An 18,538-nucleotide genomic window follows, 5' to 3' on the forward strand; every position below is an offset into this window, starting at 1 on the left:
TTGAATTACTTTTTGGTGATAAACATTGCATCACCGTAACTAAAAAAGCGATATCGCTGTTTCACGGCTTCTTGATAAGCGCACATGGTATTTTCATAACCGGCAAAAGCCGAAACTAACATAATTAATGTTGATTCAGGTAAATGAAAATTGGTAATTAATATATCAACAACTTTAAATTGGTAACCTGGATAAATAAAAATTCGGGTATCGGCAAAAAATGGCGCAATGTGTCCCGTTTTTTGCGCCGCACTTTCTAACGCACGCACTGACGTTGTACCCACCGCAATAACCCGATTACCTCGCTCATGACAAGCTTTGACAGCATCAACAACCTCTTGCGATACTTCAGCATACTCGGCATGCATAACATGATTTTTTATATTTTCAACTCTAACCGGTTGAAATGTTCCGGCACCAACATGCAATGTAACAAATGCCATTTCAATCCCTTTCTGTTGTAATTGCGCCAACAAAGATTCATCAAAATGCAGACCGGCCGTTGGTGCAGCAACGGCGCCGGGTACTTTATTATAAATCGTTTGATAAACCTCGCGATCGTGTTCGTTATCCGGTCGGTCGATATAAGGGGGCAACGGAATATGACCAATTTGATTTAAAATAGTTAACACATCATCAGGGAATTGCAATTCAAATAACGTATCCTGTCTGGCTATCATGATCGCTTTAAATTGCTCATTTTCACCTAGAAACAGTTCGGCGCCGACTTTAGGTGATTTAGATGCTTTAATATGCGCTAATACACGATTATTATCCAATAATCTTTCGACTAAAATCTCAATCTTACCGCCTGAAGCTTTTCGCCCATATAAACGAGCGGGAATAACGCGTGTATTGTTAAAGACTAATAAATCACCTTTTTGTAATTTATTAACAATATCGGTAAAAACACCGTTATCCAGATGCCCCGTTGCTCCATCTAAACTAAGTAAACGGCATTCACTCCGTTTTTCGGTTGGATATCGAGCGATAAGCTCATTAGGTAAATCAAAATGAAAATCTGAAAGCTGCATAACATAAACCACATATCAAAAATAGCTCACTAGTCTAATTGGCTATTTTTCATGATGCAAGAATAAAATTTTGACAATTGATAAAGCAATCGTGCGCAGAGGTATAATGATATTTAACCCAAGCAATTTTATACCTTATATATAACGTTAGCAAAAAATCGCCGTAATTATTTTTTCATTCAAAACACCCTTAACCTATTTATTATATTGATGAAAGTTTATTTTTTGTTAAAAAATTGATTCCAAAACACACAGAGTATTATGTTAAAATATATATAAATTAATTACATACTAAAAGTATGTTCATTTAACTTTGACTGATAGGAATGATAAGATGAAAGTAAAATTAATGGTTTTATTGATGTTAGGATTATCGACCACCGCATGCCAAATCACCCCTGAAAAATTAGTAACAGTAGGGGCAGAAGCGTATGAAACAGCCACATTATCTAATCAAGATATTAAACAATTAAGCGATGATTCCTGCAAACAAATGGATGAAAAATCTCACATCGCTCCCGAAAATAGCCCTTATACTCAGCGTTTGAATCAAATTGCTAAAACTTTAGGCTATACGATTAATGGTACAAAAATTAATTATAAAGTTTATTTAACCCAAGATGTCAATGCATGGGCAATGGCAAATGGTTGCGTACGTGTTTACAGTGGATTAATGGATAAAATGACTGATAACGAAATTCAAGGTGTATTGGGTCATGAACTCGGTCATGTTGCGCTGGGTCATAGTAAAAAAGCTATGCAAGTAGCCTATGCAACACAGATAACACGCGGGCTCATCGCAACATCCACCAATTCAACCTTGGCAACTTTAACCGAATCACAAATCGGTGATCTGGCTGAGCAGCTGATTAATTCCCAGTTTTCACAAAAGCAAGAAACACAAGCCGATAATTACTCTTTTAATTTCCTGGTCAAAAAAGGGATCAATCCAATAGGCATAGCTAATGCATTTGATAAACTAGGTGGTGGCGATGCTTCGATTTTAAGCTCACATCCGTCGTCCAAACAACGGGCAGACAATATTCGGCAAAAAATTGCCCAGATGAAAAAAACGCAATAACTTCACTTGATGATGTTTAATTTACCAAGATTTTTTTGCTCCCAATAAAGAGATAAATAGTTTGGTTGCAATATTTATCTCTTATATAGTAACGATGTTTATATATTAACGACGTGGTAAGCCACCACCAAAACCGCCCATACCTCCGCCCATCATACTTTTCATATTGCGCATCATTTTCATCATGCCACCACCCTTCATTTTTTTCATCATGCGCTGCATATCGTCAAACTGCTTGAGCAACTTATTTACATCTTGCACTTGGGTCCCTGAACCTTGTGCGATACGACGTTTACGCGAACCTTTAATTAATTCTGGATTTAAGCGTTCTTTGAATGTCATGGAATTGATGATTGCTTCCATTTTAACAGTAATTTTATCATCCATTTGCGCTTTAATATGTTCAGGCAATTGGCCGGCTCCTGGCAATTTAGCCAGCATCGCACTCATTCCCCCCATATTTCGCATCTGTTTGAGTTGGTCTAAAAAATCATTAAAGTCGAACTTATCACCTTTTTTGAATTTTTTTGCCATTCGCTCGGCTTTTTCACGATCAACTTTACTTTCTAACTCTTCAATTAAAGAGATCACATCCCCCATTCCTAAGATGCGAGACGCAATACGATCGGGATAGAATGGCTCCAAGGCGTCGGTTTTTTCCCCCATCCCTAAAAATTTGATCGGTTTACCGGTAATTTGTCTAATTGATAATGCTGCCCCACCGCGCGCATCACCATCGACTTTCGTTAAAATCACACCCGTTAATGGTAAGGCATCATTAAATGCTTTAGCGGTATTGGCAGCATCTTGCCCGGTCATCGCATCAACAACAAATAATGTCTCGATCGGCTGAACCGCCTGATGTAATGCTTGAATTTCAGCCATCATTTCGCCATCAACATGCAGACGCCCTGCTGTATCGACGATCAGAACATCAAAAAATTGTAATTTGGCGTGTGCAATGGCGCGGTTAACAATATCAAGTGGTTTTTGATTGATTTCTGAAGGGAAAACTTCCACTTGAATCGCATTAGCCAGTGTTTCAAGCTGTTTAATCGCTGCTGGACGATACACGTCAGCGGATACCACTAATACTTTCTTCTTCTGTTTTTCTTTTAAAAATTTAGCTAATTTTGCCACACTGGTCGTTTTACCGGCACCTTGCAAACCGGCCATCAAAATAACTGCAGGCGGTTGAGTTGCAAGATTTAAGGTACTATTAACTTCCCCCATCGCTACCGTTAATTCGTGCTGAACAATTTTAATAAACTCTTGCCCCGGTGTCAGGCTCTTATTGACATCTAAACCAAGTGCTTTTTCTTTAACTTGTTTAATAAATTCACGTACCACCGGTAACGCTACATCGGCCTCTAATAATGCCATACGCACATCACGGAGTGCATCTTTAATATTGTCTTCAGTCAAACGACCTCGACCGCTAATATTACGTAACGTTTGTGATAATCTGTCGGTTAAATTCTCAAACATAATGTTCTCAATCACACTAAAAAATTTTTGTACAATAATAACAGAAAATTATAATATTGGGTGATGTGATTGTGTTATCTGATCACATATTTTGCTTAATTTTAATAAAAAAAACTTGCAAGGAAAACCATGATGTCTGTAGAAAATTTTAATGAAATAAAAAAAACAAGCTTTTGGGTTAGCCAGCTGTTTATCTTAGTGTCAACCGTAGTCGGTGTTTTTTTAGCCGCAAATCAAGGTTATCAACAAGCGGTGCAATTTGAAAATATGACCAGCTACAAAGAAAATTATTATTTACAAAAATCGCTTCAATACGAACTACAAGATAATATTGCTATTCTTAAAGAGTTAATGATTCGCTTACAAGACCCAAATTACTTTGGTGCTCGCAATGAATCACCTAATTTCTACTCATTAGTTTGGGAAAACATGAAGTATTCTAAAACAACATTAGGTACACCGCCAGAATTTTTACGTCTTGCTCAACAATTTTACCGTAACATTGCCACAACCCAACAAAAAATTGCCAAAGGCGATATTTCCATCCCTAGTGGCATTAAACAATTTCAAGCGCAAATTGATATTATTGAACAGCAATTAATTCCCGCTTTGGAAAAAAGTACTGAACAAATCAAAAAGGAGCTTGATGGTACTAGTGTGATTCTATAATTTAAACTTTACTCACTAATTGAATATTGCAAAAAATCACTGCACTGATTTTTTGCAACCGCCCCTGTATTAACCCTATTTGGCTACTACCCATTAGTCTAAACTTTAAATAATATGGTTTGAAATTCATACTTATGACTGCCGGCGTTTTCGATGGGTGTACTCCATTTGCGCTTTGCCATCCGGCGTAAAATAGGTGCCATATTTTACCAGACCACCTTCTTTAAAATGACAGGTTAGCTCATAGCTTAATACCATTTTGTCATCGTCATCTAGTAGCTCAATCTCAACTGCTGATAAACGAGGTTCATACTTTAACAAGGTTACCTGCATGGCTCGCATTAACCCATAGGCCGATGTCGGTAAAGCTTGGTAGATCATCGACATATCCGGCAAACCATAGTCAGGTAAATGCTTAACAGCTCCCGCTCGGCTATTTAAAATACGACCAATATTATCCATCACACTGATAATCGTCTGCATTTTTTCATCAGTATCATTAACCGATGTGCCTGATTGAAAAAAACCAAATAATGTATCATAGATTGACGCGCCCATTTTATTCCTCTGCAACTAGCGTAATAGAAAATTTATTGGCAATTATCGACCGTGGACTATTGATATTAAGATCACCACGTTTTAGTAAAATCCGCCAATTATTAGCTTTAATATCCGGATCTTTGAAAAGCGCAATGATACCAACATAATCGGCCTCTTTATCAAAAGGCATATCGATCGAAATAGATGTCTTTGGCTTAAGTACAATCTCTTTTGTAGCCAATAATGATGCAGCTAACGTTTCTTGATCATTTTGAACTAACGAAGAGTATGTTGCAGATTCAAAGCTCTTGGGTTCTTTTAATTGATAAATGCGAATCATCACTGGTGATGATTGATGATTATCATCGATATTAAGTTCTGCGCGTGCAGTAAAATCCAAATGAACGGTTCTAACGTCCCAAATGAAAATTGCTTTCGCAACGTTTGCCGTTCCTTCCGACACCGATTGAGCCAACCCACAGCCTGTTAACACAATGCATAGTGCTAAATAAATGATATTATTAAACGCTTTCATGTTATTCCTTATTAAAATATTATGCCGCCAACCCACGGTAACGCCCGATATTAACTCTAATCTCTTTTGGTTTAGTATTTAATTGAATTAAAGATGCTGTTTGCCCTAATCTCGCCCCTGCATGAACTAATCGGGTTCGGGGTAAAAAAATGCTAGAAATAGATAAAATCAAATAAGCATCAATCTGATATCCTAAATACAGTCGCAATAAGGTCATAATATCTTGGTGTAATTGTCCTGCAGGCAGTAACGATTCAACAATTGATGCCTTACGTGGTTTAATAATGACCTTAACACTTTGGTTACACTCTCTGAAACGACGTCCTAATACCATATTGCCGTTTAAAGCCGTATTACCATCGCCTAATTTAGCTAAGTCTGGCGTATTGACCCAAACGGTATTGAATTCCTCAACTTCGACATCACAATCCGCCACCAACACCTTAATCACACCAATAATTCCGCCTGCGGTACGGGTGCGCTGTGTCACCAGACCTAACAGAGCTAAAAATCTTGAAATCGGCGTGCCAATTTGTTCATGTGTACCTTTAATACCTAATCCAGTTAACCCGAGCAAACAACGAGAAATAGGATCTTTACCACCACTTAAATAGCTTGCTGGGTAATGGTATTTCAACCAAATTCGATAAAACTGTGTCAAAATTCGGTGATTAAAAATATCCAGAAAATCAATAACAGTTTGATAACCATCAACTTTACACACAATATCATCCAATAAAATCGGCGGTAATACCGAATCCACCCCATATAAACCAAGAAAACGTGTTCTCACCGTTACTGGACGATTTAAATATGGTTCCCGTTCAATACACAATAACTCAGCGGCAGGAAAACTCATTTCAGCAGACGGAGCAAAACGTAACGGATCATCTGCCGGCGATTCACTGGTACCCATTTTAAGTTCATAATCAGTCATTTGTTCTAATAATTGACAAAACCGGTAAAAATTGACTTTAGCTAACTTAGCTTCAAGTTGCTGCATCAAAGGGCTGGTCGTGATGTCTTGCTGCTGTTCCATGTCACCTTTTCTCCAGTGGGTAATAAAATCAAAACAAGTTTAGTAAATAAATTCATATCCGCATAAAGTGCAAAAAATTGATTAAGTAATTCGCCAAATAATCTAACGTCGCCTTCCCCGGTAAATTGATAAGTATTTAGGGTTACTTCAATCTCAACACCACGTTGCAATAGACCCTTTTCGATACGTTTAATTTCACGATGATTAACTTCCACAATACCTTCGAGGCGACGGCGATTAAGCTCGTTATCGGTCCAATCATACAGTGCGAGTGTACCGCGCAATACCTCAGCATTCATCAATGATAAGTAATTCGGCGCCAAATGTGACAATATACGCCAATGAAAGCGATCTTCGGTTGGTGGATAACAAGGTAATGTCAAGGCCGACAGATTCTTCACATTTTTGATGTAAGCTTGCGCACTTGCTAAGTGGTTAATACTGGCATTGCGCAATGCTTTACGCGGTAGCATACCATTGGTCCCAGTAACGCGTAGCGATAACGTTTCAGTTTCTAACGTTTCCTTTTTATCCCAAATTTTGCCACCTAAAATCAGCCAAGTATCATGTAAACCTGATGCACCTTTGCGAACGTGAGTATGATAATAACGTTCTGGTGCATCATGCCGTAACATACCGCCACGATGTTTAAAACTGGTAAAAGGCACATAATCATAACGCCCATTACGCGTAATTGCTTCAACATGTTCAATAGAATAAATTTCAACATGACCATCTTGACGCAACAACGGACGAAGCAAATATTCACTTTCTAATTGATTAACAATAATTGGATCGGCTTCAAGCGCAAACAAGTTGATCACGGGTACGCAATGTAAACAGATATTATGGTGATCAAAAGGCATATCTGACGGCCATGTTTCGTTTAACACTAACTCAATATCAATATAACGACAATACTCTGAAAGTTGCTGTACTTCTAAACCATGTAGATCAACAAACATGAATTTTTCACGGAAGGAAAAATACTCTAATAACAGTTGATAGCCTGCAAATGCGTTATCCGGTTTTAACCATAAACGTTCATCTTCAGCAAAACCAACGGGAGTAATATGACCATTAAACGCTATTCGGCTTTCTGGTTTGTCAGAATAACGTAAATGCATTGAACTAACTTGATGGATAAACATATAATGTAAATGGCTGGCAATCGGCGCATCGGCATTAAAATACAATCGCAAACACGACAAGTCTAACTGTTCAAAATCAGCTAACTCCCCAAAGCTCAAACGTAAGGATATAATACTTCGCCCGTCAGAACCGAACGAGCGTTTGGCCTGGGTTATTTCCAATGGCTGTAAATTGACGGCTTGAGTAGTACGATATTTACAACGTGTACTCGCTGGCCCTACAGCTTCGGTTTGTACCATTAACCCCGCATCTATTTTTTCCAGACGTGATAAAGTGGCACAATCAGGTTGTAACTGAACAATCGATAATGATGGTATTAACCGCAAATAGTGTGGCCAGAGTAAACTAACTAAACTTTCGGTTAGTTCAGGTAAATCATCATCCACTTTTTGCCGTAAACGCCCCATTAAAAAGGCGAATCCTTCAAATAAACGTTCCACATATGGATCGCGATCCCCTACTTTATCTAAATTTAATTGCGCGGCTCTATCAGGATGAATTTTCGCAAATTCTTTACCGGCTTCACGCAAATAACGCATTTCAGATTCATAATAACGCTGGATTAAATCGTTCATTGTTGTTCTCTATTATCTTATTTAGTAGTATTGATTGCTATTACGTGATAGCAAATTATTACCAAGTTGTTAACCGATCACCGTAATAGCGCGTGCCGGATCTAAATAGACAAGTTCCTGCTGTAATCGTTCTATTTCATTCATCAATTGTGTTCTATCGCTATCTTTATGTTGCATTTTCTGTTTAATTAAGCGAATTAGCTGTTGTTTAATATCAAAAATTAATGTTGGTTCCCATTCACTCAAATGGATGTCGTGCTGTTTGTTGTCTAAACCAACTAATAACTTATAGGCAATTTCAACTTTATCAGCTTGTTCAGCAATACGCGCTTGGGTATATTGCAATAAGAAGATTTGTTTAGGTAAACGTATCGTTGGTAAATTTTGTAACCACACAAATGCCTTCTCTAATCCGCCACTTTCTGCTAATTCTAACGCTTGTTTTTCAATTTCATTCCAGTCGTTATCGCCAGAAACAATAATGGGTACTAGACTGGTATCTTCATCTAAATGATGAATTTTAGCTTGTGTTTCAATCCACTGTAACGTGTCAGCATCAGCAAATGGTACGCCATTATCAAAGGTTAATTGTTCAATGCCAGGTAGACGTTCTAAAAATAGACCAACATCTGTTAAAAAGATTTCTGCCCAACGCTGAAAATCTCCTCCTTTTTTATGTAATGCCAATACCGCTGCGCGCTGTAGATCTAACCAAAAATGATTTGCGCCTTCCATAAACGCAGCTTCAACGCGTTCGAATAACTCATCCCATTGTTGCGAAATGATTAAACGATTGATATTTTGTCTGAGCTCAGTCCGTGGCGCGGGTAACCGAGTTTTACCACGATGATCCATTGGCGGTAATTGATCAATGATATCCCAACGCAGCGCACGTAACATTCGACCAGCAGCTAAATAACCACTCGGTTTCTCACGCAAATAAGCCGCCATTCGTCTGGCTTGTTCAAGCAAATCTCGCTGCGAACTTATCGTAAAATCACTCTTATTTTGGCTTGTTGGCAAAGGTGTTTCTTGCTGTTGAGCATCCGGCTGAATAGCTCGGGACGATTCGATTTTCACAGGTTGTTTGATACTATTAGCAAAAAATTGAATTAATGCATCTAAATTAGGTATTGATGATTCTGTTGCATTATCATTATGGAATAATGCTTGATTACAATCATTAATTAGATTGAGTGCAGCTACAATCCGCGTTAAATTTACTTCCGCAATGGGTTGTAACTTATTTAAAATGTCAGTAAATTTGGCGCTGGCTAACCACTCAATAGCATTTTTTCGAATATTGCTTCGTGATGGATAAAGCGTTAAACCAAATTTTTGTAATAACCCCGCTAAGAGTTCTAAACCATCGGCAAAACCAGATGCTCCATCAACTTGTAAGCGCGCTAAACAATAATACGTCGCTACACGAATATCTTTACTATTTTGTTTTAAGATATCTTCACTGATACGGACAATTAATGGATAATCCACACCTGACAATTTCGCAACTTCTTCTTTAATTTCTTGAAAATTATCATGATAAGTTAAATCTTCGCCAGCAGGTTTTTCTGGACTAATCGGTAATAACCAATCCGCCCATTGCTCACTGAGCCGTGATTCTATCGATTGCTGCGCATCTTGTTTACTAAAGAAGCGACTAATTAATTGATTTAGCATAACGATTCCTTACATCTTTTATTATTATTTATCGTGTTATACTGGCAATATGCTATTAGCCTAATAATTTCACTTGATTGAGCAATTTTTTTCTAATCTTAATGATAACGCTTTCCGACTTCTGATAAGTTTGAAAAAACTAACTTGGCGTTTCCAATAGTTAACATAAACTTAATCATAATGTCATTTTCATTGTTTCATCCATTTTACGAATTTCAAATACATTTTCCGGTAAACTAAAATCACGCAATTTAAGTAAAATTAATGGACCTTCACCAGACTGACTACGCAAGATATATTTTAGTTTACCTCGATTTGGTAGCCGCCAGATTATTTCGTAACGACCTGAATCAATCTGACGAATCGTCGCCGATTCCAACAATCGAATCCATGCCCAATCTCCGGAATAATATTCATAAAGTTGTTGCCCAGTTTCATTACTACTCCAATTTATTTGAGCATAGGGTGCATAACCATCACCTGGCCAAGTAAAACGTTGCCAAACTGGCATTTGATTAAAATAATCCAGTTTTTGTTTATCAATATGCAGTTCACTGCGCATCACATTGCCGCCACTTCGCGGCATTAAATCGAACGCAATTTTGGCATCGCCACTACTTAATAATTGATTGGATAATGCATTAAAAAGATTAAGGGTTTCGATAAATTTTGGTGAAAAGTTTAACCCTTGCGCATTAACGGAATTAATAACCCAATTATCACCCTGTTTTTCTAAAATGCCGCCCAATTCATTACTAATAAATCTATCAATCATACCGGCATTTGGACGTAAAAAGCGCGCCAGTTCAGCTAGTGATGCATCGTTATCACTATCTTTAAATGGATAACGTCCGGCAAAAGCTTTTTCCCATTCATAAACGATTTGCGATTTCCAGGTATCATTAAAGCTGCTTGCTGCTGGTGTTAAGATTACCTGCCATGCTTGTTCCAAGGGGTGTTTGAATAAACTATAGCCAAAACCAGACCACTCTTCCCCTAAATTAGCGGCAATCAAATTACCGTAGTCACGAGTTTCACTTAAATCAACAGAGGTTCCTTGAAGTACACTTTTGGCTAACAATCTGGCCATTGCTTGTGGATTTGCACTACTAGTAATATTTTGCAGTTTTAAACGTACTTGTGTAACACGCAGCAAGTAGGTTTGTAGGCTTAAACCATTATTATCCGTTTCACTATTTAATAGATTTAACACCACACCAAAAGTTGGCGTTAATGGGCCGGAGGCTTCCACTTTAACATTTAACTTTGCTGGATTTTTTTCATGGATTAATTCTTGTGCTGAACGAATTAAATTATCCGATATTCCCCGACCGGTATAAGCAACTTCCGCATGGTATTTAATAACATTCATCAGCGCAATAACTGGCGATTGTCGCACATCGGACATTAATGTTAATTGTTCAATCACATCCGCAACATTATTTGCCTGACGCCATTGAATGTTATTTAAAAATAGCAACCATGCGGCACTATAATCACTAAAATAACGCTCAGTGAGATGTTGACGCAATACTTCTGGTGATACTGTTGATGTTACCTTCTCAGCACTATCAGTTAATACCCAGTCAATTTGCTCTTGACGCAATTTCGCCGCATTGGCTATTTCGTCTTTAATAAAGCCTTCCCATGCTTTACGAGTAAACACGCCTGATACTTCATCATCTGATGTAAATAACATCCGACTATCTATTTCACCTAACATTATATTAAGGTTTTGGTTAGCATAATTTTGACTAGCCCGCTGCAAAATGGTTTGATAAATAGTGTTTTCAGCATTTTGGATCCCAATTTGATTAATCAGTATTTGCCGAACATCTTTTACTAATCCTTCAGACGGTTTTTGAGCAAGCTCAGGATGACTATGTACTGTGTCACCATAAAACACCACCAATTCTGGCATCATTTTTTGCCATTGCTTGCTATCAATATTAGGTGGCGCCTGCCACATACGCGTAGCAAAATCAGCAAGATAATTCACATCGATTTTATCTGGATGACTTAACATTAAATACGCCTTCAATACTTCGTAACTGGAATTAATCACTTTTATACGAGATGGATCGCTTGGTGACATTGCTGTTAATCTATTCAAGTAATCGGTTTGCCATGAAAAAAAAGGTTGTGCGATATTACGATTGTTAGCTGCAATATAATGGGGCCAAAGCGCAACTAATAACCTATTATTTTTATCTAACCCAAATCGATAACTAATTGGCGCACCATGCGCTTGGCGATAAATAAGCTGCGACATTTTAAGTTGTAGTGCATATTGAGCTTCCAATTGCTCGCCATAAGTATTTGCAATCGATTGGTTAACATTATTTACTAATTGCGAACTTTCTGTAATTAACTGACGATTCTGGTAATAAGAGGTTAGCTGACCAACCCCAAGCACACCGGAAGTGAATAATACCACCGAACATAATACGGTTTCCCAACCAATTCCAATTCTTGAACCAGATTGCTTAGCACTGTCATCACTAATGGTTCGCCAGGTAGGTGACATTGTTAAATAATGTTCAGGTAAATAATCAGCTTCTTCAGCATCTTTGGTGATTGATGGTAAAGGTGAAAATAACAGACCACGTGGCGAAACAATTTTTGGCAAAGATAGCCATTTAGTCAACCATTTTTTAATGCGATCTTTATCACTTATCACCAGATTATGGCTAAGCTTTAATAAAAAATCATAACGGATATCTTGCATAACCTGCTGCATGCCTTTTTCGCAGCAAGCGTTGGCTAACTGATCAATTAGTGAATCAATATGATTAAGATCAGTTAACTTTAATTGACTAAAAAATAGTCCTACACTTTGCTCAACTCGTCCAGTTTGTTGCCATTCACTGGTCTGAGTTGAAACTAAATAAATCGGTGCCTGCCAGCCTAAAACCTGATTACGCGCCTTAATTTGCATAGCAATTTTTTCTAATTTGACTTGTTGCTGGCGTGTTAAGTGCAAATAATCAGCCGGCAGTAACCAAATAATGGCATCAATCGGTTTACGACGTATCCAAATTAGGCGACCAAAACTTTTTTTAATCGCAAGTAGCCAGTTTGTATTCGGTTCATCAGCTAAATCACCACCATATAACATTAACGTGGTATCACAGTATTGCCAATGTTCAGTTGTTAAATTAGGTAATAAACGTTCTGTATCGACCTGGGTTCCAACAATCAAACATTTCCGGATTTTACGGCGCCAAAATAGACCATATTGTAAACGTAAACGACTAACAATCTCATTAAACGGACCTTGCTTTTTCTTTTTAGTTGTTTTTTTATCATCGGTATCAATATGGCTATTATCGTTTAGCTTAAAGTTAAATTTAATAACTTTGTTTAACATTAAAAAAACTAAACTATGTAAATGCGATAGCACAAGCACCATTATTAATACAAATGCGGTCCCTAGCCATTTATCGTCTGTAGTACTAATAAATGAAAAGCTGCCTTGCCAGATAAAGAAAATTAATGTCAGTGCAATTAATACCAGCAGGACAATCCATCCTATAATAATTTTTTTCATCATATTCCTATTTTCTTGCTATAGTTGTCACTACGGATGCTGTTATTTTAGGTTGACCAATAATAATCAACTGTTTATTGTTAGTTTCCAGTGCATGTTCAATGGCTAATGCCGTTGCAAAAAAGTATGCACTATTTTGCGTATTACCGATTGACGTATCAATATTGAAGATATTACCATGCTCAAATTCAATGTAATTAAAATGATTCATAATCTCAATATTTTGTTCTGTCGTTACACCACTGTACCAAACACCATCATAAGGTTGATTATCTTCTTGTCCCCACAATAATGTATTATCGATGGTTTGCTCAAGTGTATCGGTCTGCTCACTACGGTAGATTTTAGCTAGCATATCTTGCTCTTTTAGTGAGGTTAAGCGATTTATGGCTTGTTCACCCACCAATAACATCAATACCGCTGATTCAGCCTCATTTTGTTTTGGTGAGCTAAATAGATGAACATTAATTAACAACAATAAATCATCATCGTGTTCACTATTATCTAACCACTTTTCAATAAAAGTTGAATTGTTTTTGTTATCTTCTACACGAAAACTACTAGAGGATATCATTTTACCAAATGTTTTCCGCCATAGCTTTTCAAGGTTATCCACTGGCGTTGCGGTATCAATGAATAGTCGAACATGGATATTCAAATCAGTAGGAATCAGCGCAAATAACGATTTACACTCAACACACCAATATTTAAAAATAATTTCAAGTCTTTCATGAAAATAACTACTTTTAATATTATCAGGTAAAGGTAAGGACGTATGAGCAATGGCATGACTTTCACCATTGGGTATTTTAGCTGTGATAACATTTTGACAACTCACCACGCTATTAGCATTTCTTTTTTGACCATATTCAGTAGTCAATGAGTAATGTAATACATACAACCCACGCCTTGCATAATCAATCAACTGTTGACGGCGTTTTTCACGATACAAATTCCATTCTTTGATATATGCTTCGCGATAACCTCGATAATAGAGACCATATAAAAACACCAATAACCAAATCGTAGCGGGTAAAACTAACGCATAAAGTACAAATGATAAATTAGACTGTGGGTAAAAAAAACTCACAACAATGGTGATTAGGCAACCGATAACCATAAATACTAAGAATAAAATAGCCCAATAACGCCAGCTAAATTTTTTCAATGGTGGCTGGATTTGAGGCAATTGAGTTAAATCTACCGGCATTAACCTTTACCTACATCTGATAACGATGAAATCAATACACAACCACAGCCAGCATGGTGACCATCTAACGCAACAGGTTTACCCTGATCTTTGAACGTTGATTCACCTTCAATAATCGGCGTAATGCCATGACCTTTTTTAGGGCAGCTAACCATATCACCTACACGCGCTACCGGTTTGCCCCGTATTACAGTAGTGGATGATGCTGAAATCACCTTACCGCCATGATTAGTCGCATCCCCTAAACGAATTACACATCGAAGTATTCCCATTGGAGTATTCCTATTATTGTTATTGTTATTGTTATTGTTATTTTATACACTAAAACTACACATTTCACAAAAACACTTGGTATTTTTTAAACATTATTTATAACAGCTTTTATCACAGTATGCATCATAAAAGACAATTAATAATCATTTTTTCATACCCTATCCTTAAAAGTGAGTGAATCCGTCGCATAAACAAATTCAATGGTAACCATTTTGCCTGTTTCTCTACCGCTTACCGAACTGGGCAATTGCCAATTGCCCTGAATATTGCGTATCACCTCATAACTACCACCTTGAACAGTCAGATCCGGAAAACGGTAGCTATTAATACCCTGAATATTGCTAATTTTTTCATACCCTATCCTTAAAATATTCTTCTACCAACACGTTCTCCCCATGCAACTTCCCTTTTATTAGACGTTAAAAATACCATTCCCCCGCGCGCTTTAGTTTCTGGTGTTCGCTGTATAATTTTCCTAATCACCGAATTAATTTCATCTAAAAGAGGATTGTTGGCCCAATCCGGTACATTTTCCAGATAATAACGATAAGTATATAAACGCTTGCCATCTTGTTTTTTCTGATATTTCATATCCACTATCACTACCCGACCAAAACAAAACCGATTATCTTTAAAAAGATAGTTTGCCCCCAGCTCGGTTAGGCTATAGCGATATTGTCCATTGGCCAGCGCTTGCTGACTAAGTAATCCCAACTGCGCAAAAATGGCTAACCGCTCATTAAGCCAGTTATTGGCCATAACTAAATAATCGTAACGCTCTATACCAGGAGTAATATCATAGGTTGTATAGGGCTCGGTTAAGTTGATCCATTCACGTGGGTTTAAACCATTGGATAAACAAATCGCACTATTACCCGAAGGGTTAGATTCATCAAATCGCGCTTGTAAGACCCGTTTTTCTTGCTCGGTGCCACAACCGATTAAACTAAACATCAATAACCACAATATCGCTAATTTCTTCATACCCTATCCTTAAAATATTCTTCTACTACCAGCAGGATCTCCCCATGCAACTTCCCGTTTATTGGACGTTAAAAATACCATCCCTCCGCGCGCTTTAGTTTCTGCTGTTCGAGCTATAATATCCCTAATCACCGAATTAATTTCATCTAAAAGAGGATTGTTGGCCCAATCCGGTACATTTTCCAGATAATAACGATAAGTATATAAACGCTTGCCATCTTGTTTTTTCTGATATTTCATATCCACTATCACTACCCGACCAAAACAGAACCGATTATCCTTATAAAGATAGTTTGCCCCCAGCTCGGTTAAGGTATAGCGATATTGACCATTGGCCAGCGCTTGCTGATTAAGTAATCCCAGCTGCGCAAAAATGGCTAAGCGCTCATTAAGCCAGTTATTAGCCATAACTAAATAATCGTAATCATCTGTACCTGGAATAATATCATAGGTTATATAGGGCTCGGTTAGATTGATCGAATCAGATGGGTTTGAGACACTGGATAAACAAATCGCACTATTACCCGAAGGATTAGACTCATCAAATTCCGCTTGTAAGACCCGTTTTTCTTGCTCGGTGCCACAGCCAATTAAACTAAACGCCAATAACCACAATATCGTTAATTTCTTCATACCCTATCCTTAAAATATTCTTCTACTACCAACATGCTCTCCCCATGCAATTTGCCGTTTATCAGATGTTAAAAATACCATTCCCCCCCAAGTACCAGTTTTAATTTCACCGGTTTGCCGCGCAATTTTCCTAATCACTGTATTAATTTCATCTAAAAGAGGATTGTTGGCCCAATCCGGTACATTTTCCAGATAATAATCATAAGTATATAAACGCTTGCCATCTTGTTTTTTCTGATATTTCATATCCACTATCACTACCCGACCAAAACAGAACCGATTATCCTTATAAAGATAGTTTGACCCCAGCTCGGTTAGGGTATAGCGATATTGACCATTGGCCAGCGCTTGCTGATTAAGTAATCCCAACTGCGCAAAAATAGCTAATCGTTCGTTACGCTCATCATTAACATTGACTAAGTAGTTATAATCATCAACGCTGGGGTCTATCGTATGTGTTTCGTACGGCTCTGTAAAACTAAGCCAGAAAGTGGGGCCTTCGCCGGTGGTAACGCAAATCGCACGATCACCCGAAGGATTAGACTCATCAAATTCCGCTTGTAAGACCCGTTTTTCTTGCTCGGTGCCACAACCGATTAAGCTAAATGCCAATAACCACAATATTGCTAATTTTTTCATACCCTATCCTTAAAATATTCTTCTACTACCAGCAGGCTCTCCCCATGCAACTTCCCTTTTATTGGACGTTAAAAATACCATTCCTCCACGCGCTTTAGTTTCTGCTGTTCGAGCTATAATATCCCTAATCACCGCATTAATTTCATCTAAAAGAGGATTGTTGGCCCAATCCGGTACATTTTCCAGATAATAACGATAAGTATATAAACGCTTGCCATCTTGTTTTTTCTGATATTTCATATCCACTATCACTACCCGACCAAAACAGAACAGATTATCCTCATCAAAATACTTTGATCCCAGCTCGGTTAGGGTATAGCGATATTGTCCATTGGCCAGCGCTTGCTGATTAAGTAATCCCAGCTGCGCAAAAATGGCTAAGCGCTTATTAAGCCAGTTATTGGCTACAACTAAATGATTGTAATCATCTGTACCTGGAATAATGTCATAGGTTATATAAGGCTCGGTTAGATTGATCGAATCAGATGGGTTTAAGCCACTGGATAAACAAATCGCACTATTACCCGAAGGATTAAATTCATCAAATTCCGCTTGTAAGACCCGTTTTTCTTGCTCGGTGCCACAACCGATTAAACTAAACACCAATAACCACAATATTGCTAATTTTTTCATCTGTAACTCCTTAACAATTGTATTTATACTCAATAATCTTCGGGAATTTGCCCTCGCCTTCCCCCTCCGGATAGTAGTGGATAAAAGCAAACACCCCATAGTTGCCGTTAATTTCACACAGTTTTTGCTGTATATACCAACTGGTTTTAATCGGATGTTTTTTTCCATCACCAAAATTATAGTATTCTTCGCCAATTAATTTAGTACGCAAATTATCAATCATAAACCACTCACTAACATCTTGCGGCGTACTATGCGTTTGCACCACCTTTGCCAAAGGTGCCTCTGTATCGATGGCACCCTCTTTCTTTTTCCGCTCAACCCGTAATGTCACAGTATGGCCTGGATGATCTTTCGATTGCAGTGTAATAGTTATACGAAAAAAACTCTTCTCTCTTATAAAATTCGGCAACGAAACATTAATATAACCGGCTTTTCTTGCCAATTTACCCAAGAATAAATCACCCACAGCCCTCCCGATTTGCGCTTCACCATAGTCAGCACTCATAAAGCCGTACGGATTATTACTTGTGTTTTGAGGACGGTTGTGGTCTTTTTCGATAAATAGCCTATCGACATCATTATCACAATCTAAATCCGACCAACTAAAATGATAACCCTGAACAAAGCTATAAAAATCGGCTAAACATTGGTACATCGCAATATGGGTTTCCGGATAAGGTGGCTGCTTGTCCACGTGATCATGTAACCCATAGGGACAGCGGTTAAACCACCACTGCATCACATCCCAACTATCTGAATCATCACTAAATTGACCCTTTAATAGCATTCCCACCACCGCTAAGCCAAGAATCACCCAACC

17 protein-coding genes are annotated in these 18,538 nt (G+C 37.8%); 2 read left to right on the plus strand and 15 right to left on the minus strand.

Features of this window, described 5'->3' with window-relative positions; all coding sequences use genetic code 11:
* Nucleotides 1-5: 5 nt before the first annotated feature.
* A complete protein-coding gene (gene queA / locus FcAc13_RS09280; protein ID WP_187755936.1) occupies nucleotides 6-1,034 on the minus strand; it encodes a tRNA preQ1(34) S-adenosylmethionine ribosyltransferase-isomerase QueA in 1,029 nt (342 codons plus the stop codon).
* Nucleotides 1,035-1,368: 334 nt separating this feature from the next.
* On the opposite strand from queA, the gene FcAc13_RS09285 reads away from it, so the two are divergent.
* Nucleotides 1,369-2,115, plus strand: coding sequence for a M48 family metallopeptidase (locus FcAc13_RS09285; protein WP_187755937.1), 747 nt, complete (start codon nucleotides 1,369-1,371; stop codon nucleotides 2,113-2,115).
* A gap of 105 nt (nucleotides 2,116-2,220) precedes the next feature.
* Here the strand turns inward: FcAc13_RS09285 and ffh are convergent, their stop codons facing one another.
* Entirely contained in the window at nucleotides 2,221-3,603 is a 1,383-nt protein-coding gene (gene ffh, locus FcAc13_RS09290; RefSeq protein WP_187755938.1) for a signal recognition particle protein, read from the minus strand.
* Nucleotides 3,604-3,732: 129 nt separating this feature from the next.
* Between ffh and FcAc13_RS09295 the strand changes: the two genes are divergently transcribed.
* Nucleotides 3,733-4,272, plus strand: a complete 540-nt coding sequence (locus FcAc13_RS09295) for a hypothetical protein (protein ID WP_187755939.1) — start codon at nucleotides 3,733-3,735, stop codon at nucleotides 4,270-4,272.
* A gap of 132 nt (nucleotides 4,273-4,404) precedes the next feature.
* On the opposite strand, the gene tssE is transcribed toward FcAc13_RS09295, so the two are convergent.
* From tssE to FcAc13_RS09360, 13 genes are all read right to left on the minus strand, one after another.
* On the minus strand, nucleotides 4,405-4,830 hold the full coding sequence (tssE, locus tag FcAc13_RS09300; RefSeq protein WP_187755940.1) for a type VI secretion system baseplate subunit TssE: 426 nt from the start codon (nucleotides 4,828-4,830) through the stop codon (nucleotides 4,405-4,407).
* A 1-nt stretch (nucleotide 4,831) separates the two neighbouring features.
* On the minus strand, nucleotides 4,832-5,347 hold the full coding sequence (gene tssJ / locus FcAc13_RS09305) for a type VI secretion system lipoprotein TssJ (protein WP_187755941.1): 516 nt from the start codon (nucleotides 5,345-5,347) through the stop codon (nucleotides 4,832-4,834).
* Nucleotides 5,348-5,366: 19 nt separating this feature from the next.
* On the minus strand, nucleotides 5,367-6,386 hold the full coding sequence (gene tssG, locus FcAc13_RS09310; protein ID WP_187755942.1) for a type VI secretion system baseplate subunit TssG: 1,020 nt from the start codon (nucleotides 6,384-6,386) through the stop codon (nucleotides 5,367-5,369).
* Nucleotides 6,350-8,113 (minus strand): type VI secretion system baseplate subunit TssF, encoded by a 1,764-nt coding sequence (gene tssF / locus FcAc13_RS09315; protein WP_187755943.1) that lies wholly within the window; start codon nucleotides 8,111-8,113, stop codon nucleotides 6,350-6,352. Before tssF ends, tssG begins: the two co-directional genes overlap by 37 nt.
* Nucleotides 8,114-8,182: 69 nt before the next feature.
* Nucleotides 8,183-9,793, minus strand: coding sequence for a type VI secretion system protein TssA (gene tssA / locus FcAc13_RS09320; protein WP_187755944.1), 1,611 nt, complete (start codon nucleotides 9,791-9,793; stop codon nucleotides 8,183-8,185).
* Between the two features lie 175 nt (nucleotides 9,794-9,968).
* A complete protein-coding gene (locus FcAc13_RS09325) occupies nucleotides 9,969-13,343 on the minus strand; it encodes an ImcF-related family protein (RefSeq protein ID WP_187755945.1) in 3,375 nt (1,124 codons plus the stop codon).
* A gap of 7 nt (nucleotides 13,344-13,350) precedes the next feature.
* Entirely contained in the window at nucleotides 13,351-14,553 is a 1,203-nt protein-coding gene (locus FcAc13_RS09330) for a hypothetical protein (RefSeq protein WP_187755946.1), read from the minus strand.
* Entirely contained in the window at nucleotides 14,553-14,825 is a 273-nt protein-coding gene (locus tag FcAc13_RS09335; protein WP_187755947.1) for a PAAR domain-containing protein, read from the minus strand. Before FcAc13_RS09335 ends, FcAc13_RS09330 begins: the two co-directional genes overlap by 1 nt.
* Nucleotides 14,826-15,189: 364 nt before the next feature.
* Nucleotides 15,190-15,810: a hypothetical protein gene (locus tag FcAc13_RS09340; RefSeq protein WP_187755948.1), complete on the minus strand. Its 621-nt coding sequence runs from the start codon at nucleotides 15,808-15,810 to the stop codon at nucleotides 15,190-15,192.
* Nucleotides 15,811-15,819: 9 nt separating this feature from the next.
* A complete protein-coding gene (locus tag FcAc13_RS09345) occupies nucleotides 15,820-16,443 on the minus strand; it encodes a hypothetical protein (protein WP_187755949.1) in 624 nt (207 codons plus the stop codon).
* Between the two features lie 9 nt (nucleotides 16,444-16,452).
* Entirely contained in the window at nucleotides 16,453-17,082 is a 630-nt protein-coding gene (locus FcAc13_RS09350) for a hypothetical protein (RefSeq protein ID WP_187755950.1), read from the minus strand.
* 9 nt (nucleotides 17,083-17,091) lie between these two features.
* Entirely contained in the window at nucleotides 17,092-17,715 is a 624-nt protein-coding gene (locus tag FcAc13_RS09355; protein ID WP_187755951.1) for a hypothetical protein, read from the minus strand.
* A 10-nt stretch (nucleotides 17,716-17,725) separates the two neighbouring features.
* A partial coding sequence (locus FcAc13_RS09360; protein WP_223064576.1) for a hypothetical protein occupies nucleotides 17,726-18,538 on the minus strand: 813 nt, incomplete at its 5' end.

The sequence above is a fragment of the Frischella japonica genome, assembly GCF_014489845.1.
In the GTDB taxonomy this organism is placed as follows: domain Bacteria; phylum Pseudomonadota; class Gammaproteobacteria; order Enterobacterales; family Orbaceae; genus Frischella; species Frischella japonica.

What these genes read in the sequence shown, in the direction of transcription:
- queA (WP_187755936.1), bottom strand. Translation starts at nt 1,034, where the DNA reads ATGCAGCTTTCAGATTTTCATTTTGATTTACCTAATGAGCTTATCGCT.
- FcAc13_RS09350 (WP_187755950.1), bottom strand. Translation starts at nt 17,082, where the DNA reads ATGAAAAAATTAGCAATATTGTGGTTATTGGCATTTAGCTTAATCGGT.
- tssG (WP_187755942.1), bottom strand. Translation starts at nt 6,386, where the DNA reads ATGGAACAGCAGCAAGACATCACGACCAGCCCTTTGATGCAGCAACTT.
- FcAc13_RS09285 (WP_187755937.1), top strand. Translation starts at nt 1,369, where the DNA reads ATGAAAGTAAAATTAATGGTTTTATTGATGTTAGGATTATCGACCACC.
- FcAc13_RS09335 (WP_187755947.1), bottom strand. Translation starts at nt 14,825, where the DNA reads ATGGGAATACTTCGATGTGTAATTCGTTTAGGGGATGCGACTAATCAT.
- tssA (WP_187755944.1), bottom strand. Translation starts at nt 9,793, where the DNA reads ATGCTAAATCAATTAATTAGTCGCTTCTTTAGTAAACAAGATGCGCAG.
- FcAc13_RS09295 (WP_187755939.1), top strand. Translation starts at nt 3,733, where the DNA reads ATGATGTCTGTAGAAAATTTTAATGAAATAAAAAAAACAAGCTTTTGG.
- FcAc13_RS09355 (WP_187755951.1), bottom strand. Translation starts at nt 17,715, where the DNA reads ATGAAAAAATTAGCAATATTGTGGTTATTGGTGTTTAGTTTAATCGGT.
- tssE (WP_187755940.1), bottom strand. Translation starts at nt 4,830, where the DNA reads ATGGGCGCGTCAATCTATGATACATTATTTGGTTTTTTTCAATCAGGC.
- ffh (WP_187755938.1), bottom strand. Translation starts at nt 3,603, where the DNA reads ATGTTTGAGAATTTAACCGACAGATTATCACAAACGTTACGTAATATT.
- tssF (WP_187755943.1), bottom strand. Translation starts at nt 8,113, where the DNA reads ATGAACGATTTAATCCAGCGTTATTATGAATCTGAAATGCGTTATTTG.
- tssJ (WP_187755941.1), bottom strand. Translation starts at nt 5,347, where the DNA reads ATGAAAGCGTTTAATAATATCATTTATTTAGCACTATGCATTGTGTTA.
- FcAc13_RS09325 (WP_187755945.1), bottom strand. Translation starts at nt 13,343, where the DNA reads ATGAAAAAAATTATTATAGGATGGATTGTCCTGCTGGTATTAATTGCA.
- FcAc13_RS09345 (WP_187755949.1), bottom strand. Translation starts at nt 16,443, where the DNA reads ATGAAGAAATTAACGATATTGTGGTTATTGGCGTTTAGTTTAATTGGC.
- FcAc13_RS09330 (WP_187755946.1), bottom strand. Translation starts at nt 14,553, where the DNA reads ATGCCGGTAGATTTAACTCAATTGCCTCAAATCCAGCCACCATTGAAA.
- FcAc13_RS09340 (WP_187755948.1), bottom strand. Translation starts at nt 15,810, where the DNA reads ATGAAGAAATTAGCGATATTGTGGTTATTGATGTTTAGTTTAATCGGT.